Here is a 5,908-nt window from a genome sequence, read left to right as displayed (position 1 = left end):
ACCCGCTACGAGAAACGGGCCTACACCTACCTCGGCACCGTCACCCTTGCAGCCCTCATCATCTGGCTCCGCACATGATCCGAGAAACAGCGCCTAGGCGGCGGGCGGGCGACTCTCCGAGAGCGCGCGCCACCCGTCAATGCCGAACCGGTTGCGCCCGATGTTGCGGGCCAGGGCGGCGCTGCTGAGCGCGGCGAGCGGGGTCGTCCCGGTATCGAGGCGGCGCATCACGTGCAGCTGCCATCCCTGAGGCAGGGCGGGCCAGGCGCCCCATGAGGTCCTTTGCCGTGGTGGACACGGCCGGTGCCTCATCTCACAGGCGCTCGACGGCTTCGGCCAGGACGTCGTGGAGAGCGGGCCGCACGGCCTGGGGCGGGGCCAGCCGGACGGGTGCACTGCAGCGCACGCACCAGCCTCATCGAAAGCTCGCACGGGGGCATGAGGCGGTGCGTCACCTGGGCCTGCCACTCCAGCGGGAGAGCACCGTAGGCGGTGAGGTGTTCCGCCACGCGGTGCAGCTGGTTGCCACGCTCGGGATCGGCCTGCGGCCACTCCCTCGACGGGTCACACCAGTCGGCGAAGTAGGCGCATTCGGCAGCGAGGTGGGCGAGCTGATCGCCGAACTCGCCGGTCAGACCGTCCGGGGTGTGCTCGCCGATCAGGTGCCCATCGGCGAGTGCGGTACACAGCGCCACCTGATCGACCGGCCACAGCTCGTCCCACGCGTCGAGGGCGAGCACGGCCCGGTAGACGTGCAGGGGCACCGCGCCGGCGGCCTGAGTGACGTCCGGCCACGGGTACCGGTCGGGCTTGCCGAGAAAGCGCAGGCCGTCGGCGGCCTGGGCCAGGTGGTCGAGATGTGCCTCCATGCGCTCTCTATCGGGGGTGGGCGAGTGAGCAGTGCCCCCGCCCGGGAGGAGAGAGGAATCCGGGCGGGGGCACACCGCAAGTCCGCAACGGGGGCGTACGAACCTGCGGGTCTAGGAGGCGGGCCTGCGCGCCCAGTCGATGACGAGATACACGACCTCGGAGCCCACCGAACCGTGACACCCCCACGAGGCGGGGGCCTCCACATGACTGACCGGGACGTCCTCGACGTCGGTCGGGTCGGCCACGGAAATCGCGCTACGCGTGGCGCCGGTGGTGGAGAGGGCAGCCGTGACGATGACGTACGGGCCTGCCGCCACGAGGCCGACCAGCTCGGCTGCGACATGGCCGAGGAGAGTAGCCATCTCCTCACTGCGGCCCCATGCCCGGCAGGCGTCGGCCACGGTGGTGATGACGTACTCATCCAGGCGGGCACGGCCCATGAGAGGCCAGGTCCACCGCATCACCTCGGCCGGAGCCGGATCATGCGGGACGGCGGCAAGCGTCAGCGTCTCACCGTCACGGGTGGCTGCGTGCATCAGTGAGGTCCTCGGGAGGTGTAGAGGGTGAGGGGAGCTGGATACAGGCCCATACGGCCGTACCAGCTCCGGCGGGCCGGACCTCGTAGCGGCTGGCCAGGGCCTCAACGAGGAACAGGCCTCGGCCATGTTCGTCGTCGTCACCTGCCTCGCGGGGCCGCACGCCGGTGTGGGGGCCGTTATCGACCACAACCACAGCGGCCTCGCGGGCTGTGAGCAGCACGGCGACGCTCAGCGTGTCGCCGGGGGCGTACAGAACGGCGTTGGTGGCAAGCTCCGACACGATCAGCGTCAGGTCATCCACCAGACGGCGCGAGACCCGCCACCGGCGCAGAGTGCCGGCCACACAGGCCCGCGCCTCGGCGGGCGTGTGCTCGGACCGGCCCGGCAGCTGCCACTCCTCGCGCAGGCGCTGCGGGGAGACCACAGGGCTCAGCTGCTGGTTGCGGGGCGATGAGGCCAGGCCGTGCGGCGGCACGGGCCGCAGCTCTCGCCAGACGACCGCAGCAGCCGCAGGGACCTCGTGGCCGCCAGGAGTGCGATAAATGGTCACCGGTACCGCACCTCCTTGATGGGGCCGGGCTTGCCACCGGGCCCGTCATGCCGCGCGGCATGACGGGCCACAGCAACAAACAAGGCCTCGGCAAGCGCGTCGACACTGGTGGTCACGGGACTGGCGCCGGGAGGCGTCTCCCAGGTGCGGCCCGCCACCCAAAGGCCACTGGCATGCGTCACATCGAGAGCCGGGCACCTCATCAGGGCGCTCTCAACACACTTCGCGTGCGGCCGCGTCATCCAGGCCGCAGCCGACCCGAGCGGCACCAACACCTCGACGCACCCGCGAGGAATATTGACGAGGACCGGACCGCGCGGGATGCCCCGCTCACGCAGCACGGCGATGACGTCAGCGGAGAGCGCATCGCTGATCCGCAGAACTTCAACGCCCCGCACCCGCACAAACGGGGCCCGGCCCGCCCGCCACGCCCGGAGCAAGCCCGGCCTGGGCTCTGCGCCCGGCTGCCAAGGCTCCACCCGGCCCTCCCAGCCCGTCAGGGCACCGCCGGAAGTCACGGCGTCTTCTTCGGGCAGTGGGCATGAGCCCGCACGTCCCACCACAGCGGGGCCTTACCTTCCGGGCCGACCGTGCACGCCCGTCCTGCGGGGAAGAGTCGACCTCCAGGAGCGCCGCATTCCACGCACAACGGGCCCTGGAGCTTGCGTAAGACGGAAGTGCTCACGGGGATCTCGAACCGTCGTCTCTGTGGAACGCGGTTCGCGTCACCCGCTGTGCTCGGTGCATCGTGTTCTGCCGCTTCGCGGGGCATCCGGGTTCCCTTCCCGGTCGGTACGTCTCGGCCGACACCCCTCACAAGATCACTTGGAGTTGCGGGGCGAGCGCGCTGTGTGTGACCCACCTCAGAATGCCAGCAGATCTCCTACCGTGAGAACAGATCTAGCAGAATTCTGCTTAAGAAGTCTCGTTCAGAACTGGCGTACACCGAAGGAGGTCTGACGGATGCTCACGAGCTGGCAGAATTTTCCGCAGAGCGGCAGAAGATTCCTTGCCCTTGCAGAAGCAGCACCGACACACTGGACCTGTGGCAGGCAGAAGGGACGATCAGATGCTTGAGGACGCGGGGTCAGCTGCACCGGCCCTGTGCCGCCTTCAGCTTGCCGTCGAGCTCCGAAATCTGCGGATCGCGTCGGGGCTGACTGCGGCCGAGGTAGCCAAGCGGCTTACCGTGAGCCCGTCGAAGCTCAACCGCCTAGAGGCCGGCGAAAACGGGGTCGTCGAGCCGGCTGACGTGATGGCACTCTGCGCGATCTACAAGGCGCCTGCGGAACTCCAAGAGACGCTGATCGGGTACGCCGTCGTCACCAAGAAGAAGAAAGACTGGTGGGAGGTACGGGAGTACCGTCCCGCGATCACACCCGGCTTCCGGGCCTACCTGGGCCAGGAGGCCACGGCGTCCGCGATCCACAACTACGAGTCCGAGTACGTCCCCGGCCTGCTGCAGACTGAGCCCTACGTGCGCGCTTTGCACCGCAGGGCGTACGAGGGGCGGAGCCAGGATGAAATCGACCGGATCGTCGCGGTCCGCATGACGCGGCAGGAAGCCCTGCACCGGGAGGCTGCGCCGCTGCGGCTCACCGCCATCATCAATGAGGCCGTACTTCGACGCCGTGTCGGCAGTGTCGAGGTGATGCGCACACAGCTTGAGCACATCGCGGAGCTGGCATCGTCCCTGCCCAACGTCCGCGTGCAGGTCGTCCCGTTCGAGTCCGGCGAGCATCCGGGCATGAACGGGTCGTTCACGATCTTGCAATTCAGGGAGCGGGACCCCTTCCCCCCGATCGTCTACCTGGAGAACCTTTCGGACGCATGGGTCGTCCGCAAGCAGGCAGATGTCGACCGGTACGAGGAGGCGTTCACGGACCTGCAAGCGTTCGCTCCGGGGCATCCAGAGTCCTTGAGCATGATCAAAAAGGCAATTGAGGAGTTCTGATTCTCATGACCAACCGGGACGACGCCCTGGGCAACCCTCGCTGGTTTACCTCCAGCTACAGCAACGACCAGGGGGGACAGTGCGTCGAAGCGGCTCGCATGGGCACAGAGTCAGTCCGGGCGATGTGGGTACGTGACTCCAAGACCCAGGACGGACCGGTATGCGCGTTCGGCCGTGCACCGTGGATGACCTTCATAAGGGTCATGACAGATCGAGCCCACTGACCCACACAACGCACGGTACGGCGAAGGGGACACACCCTCAGGGTGTGTCCCCTTCGCCGTACCCCGCATTCACAAGCCGGAAGTATTCCGCTCGCTCAGCGTGGAGCTTCCTGGGCCCCTGAGCCGTCCGGATCTTGCGGACGTCGAAGTCCATCGCACCCCTTGAGCTGGGGTGTTGCAACAACCACTAGAACCCAAGTCTCCCCCGTCCAGCCGGGGCTTGGTGTCACCTGGTCACGAGCGAGGAAGCCGCCACAAGTGGGTTTGCGCTCATGCTTGCTCTGCCGGCATCTCGCGCACCAGGTGGTACAGGTTCTCGAAGTACTCCTGCCACCGGTTCGGATCCGGCAGATCGTTCCTCGCTCGCTTGGCACGCTCCGCCTGCACCAGCGGCTCCAGGCGTTCCCACACCGAGATCACCGATCCCCCGAGATAACCGGAGACGGGCTCGATGTCCACCACGCCGTGCGTGACCAGCGCTCCCCGGTTGTCGTAGAACCAGGCCAGTTCACGCACCAGGTCACGCTCGGACTCGGGCAGCCCCTCCAGCCCCGCGGCCAGATTGCAGGCCGGCAGCTGCTCGTGCACCACCTGCCGGGCCCGGGCCAGGTGCACACTGCGATGTTCACGGAACAGATCCACCAGGACGGGCAGCGTGTTTGCGTGCTCCGTCAGCCGCAGTTGCCGCAAGGACGCAAGACCCGACACGCCCAGTGCCGCGACCGACAGCACCACCGCCACAATGTCCACTTCACTCCCCCGGGCCGGCCGTCTCCTGCCCCGTCGATCCCCATCCCCGACCACAACAGCGCCAACCCCGACGGGCCGTCGCCGCAGGGCCTCCCCGAGTCCTGATACCCGCGACCTTGCGTCGGGCCCCGGACCTCGTGGACCGCGACTTTGTCGCCCCCGCCCCGAACCGATGCTGGGTCGCCGACTTCACCCACGTCACCACGTTCGCCGGCGTCGTCTACATCGCCTTCGTCGTGGACACCTTCTCCCGCCGCATCGTCGGCTGGTCAGCAGCCACCTCAAAGGAGACCCGGCTCGTCCTGGACGCCCTCGACATGGCCCTGTGGCAGCGCGACCGAGACCAACACCCGTACCAGAAAGGCGAGTTGATACACCACTCGGATGCCGGGTCGCAGTACACATCGTTCGCGCTCGCCGAGCACCTCGACCGGGCAGGCATCGCCGCATCCATCGGATCAGTCGGCGATGCCTACGACAATGCCCTGATGGAGTCGACGATCGGGCTGTTCAAGACTGAGTTGATCAAGCCCCGCCGACCCTGGAAGACGCTTTCCCAGGTCGAGCTGGCCACCGCCGAATGGGTCGACTGGTACTGCCACCGCCGACTCCACGGTGAAATAGGACACATCCCACCTGCCGAATACGAGACCAAGTACTACCGCGAAACCACGAAACCCCAGGTCACAGTCACGACCTAGAGTCTCGATCAAACCCGGAACGGTTCACATCCAGTTGAAGTACGGGCCATTGGGCATCATTGGGCTCGTACTGCTGACCGTCGGAATCAAGGCCAAGAGCCTCCACACACTCGCGTGTGTGGAGGCAGTTCTTTGCCGAGAGCATGGCCCTGACCAGTCTGTTGCTCGCTAGGACCGTAGATCGGCCGAGCCAGACGACGTTCAGTACCGACAGGTGCCTCAGGGGCAATGCTCAAGACCTGTGGATCGGCTCTAGGTTGGACGCGAAGGGCGTACCTTCCCGAGTGATCGATTGACTGGAATCGAGTAGGCCGACGTTG

Annotated in this window: 9 protein-coding genes; 3 read left to right on the top strand and 6 right to left on the bottom strand. The window is 67.0% G+C overall.

The genetic code is table 11. From position 1 onward, the window contains the following. Positions 1-93: 93 nt before the first annotated feature. From IG08_RS62710 to IG08_RS0152835, 5 genes are all read right to left on the bottom strand, one after another. Positions 94-228: a hypothetical protein gene (locus IG08_RS62710; RefSeq protein WP_267965080.1), complete on the bottom strand. Its 135-nt coding sequence runs from the start codon at positions 226-228 to the stop codon at positions 94-96. A gap of 80 nt (positions 229-308) precedes the next feature. Beyond that, positions 309-869, bottom strand: coding sequence for a hypothetical protein (locus IG08_RS0152850; RefSeq protein ID WP_030621921.1), 561 nt, complete (start codon positions 867-869; stop codon positions 309-311). Between the two features lie 111 nt (positions 870-980). Continuing rightward, positions 981-1,406 (bottom strand): hypothetical protein, encoded by a 426-nt coding sequence (locus tag IG08_RS0152845; protein ID WP_030621919.1) that lies wholly within the window; start codon positions 1,404-1,406, stop codon positions 981-983. Beyond that, a complete protein-coding gene (locus IG08_RS0152840; protein ID WP_052425351.1) occupies positions 1,387-1,959 on the bottom strand; it encodes an ATP-binding protein in 573 nt (190 codons plus the stop codon). Before IG08_RS0152840 ends, IG08_RS0152845 begins: the two co-directional genes overlap by 20 nt. After that, the gene (locus tag IG08_RS0152835) at positions 1,956-2,477 is read right to left on the bottom strand and encodes a hypothetical protein (RefSeq protein WP_030621916.1); all 522 of its coding nucleotides are present in this window, start codon (positions 2,475-2,477) and stop codon (positions 1,956-1,958) included. Before IG08_RS0152835 ends, IG08_RS0152840 begins: the two co-directional genes overlap by 4 nt. A gap of 551 nt (positions 2,478-3,028) precedes the next feature. On the opposite strand from IG08_RS0152835, the gene IG08_RS0152830 reads away from it, so the two are divergent. After that, positions 3,029-3,913 carry a helix-turn-helix domain-containing protein gene (locus IG08_RS0152830; RefSeq protein ID WP_030621914.1) on the top strand — a complete coding sequence of 295 codons (885 nt, stop codon included), beginning with the start codon at positions 3,029-3,031 and terminating at the stop codon, positions 3,911-3,913. Positions 3,914-3,918: 5 nt separating this feature from the next. Further along, on the top strand, positions 3,919-4,137 hold the full coding sequence (locus tag IG08_RS62705) for a DUF397 domain-containing protein (RefSeq protein WP_078656153.1): 219 nt from the start codon (positions 3,919-3,921) through the stop codon (positions 4,135-4,137). Positions 4,138-4,407: 270 nt separating this feature from the next. On the opposite strand, the gene IG08_RS55450 is transcribed toward IG08_RS62705, so the two are convergent. Further along, a complete protein-coding gene (locus tag IG08_RS55450) occupies positions 4,408-4,887 on the bottom strand; it encodes a DUF4760 domain-containing protein (RefSeq protein ID WP_043457645.1) in 480 nt (159 codons plus the stop codon). Positions 4,888-5,003: 116 nt separating this feature from the next. Between IG08_RS55450 and IG08_RS0152820 the strand changes: the two genes are divergently transcribed. After that, positions 5,004-5,588 (top strand): IS3 family transposase, encoded by a 585-nt coding sequence (locus IG08_RS0152820; RefSeq protein ID WP_158812419.1) that lies wholly within the window; start codon positions 5,004-5,006, stop codon positions 5,586-5,588. Positions 5,589-5,908: the final 320 nt, after the last annotated feature.

It is taken from the genome of Streptomyces fulvoviolaceus (assembly GCF_000718165.1).
In the GTDB taxonomy this organism is placed as follows: domain Bacteria; phylum Actinomycetota; class Actinomycetes; order Streptomycetales; family Streptomycetaceae; genus Streptomyces; species Streptomyces fulvoviolaceus.
The sequence above is the reverse complement of the archived record's forward strand: the minus strand, read 5'-3'. Positions and strand labels throughout refer to the sequence as shown.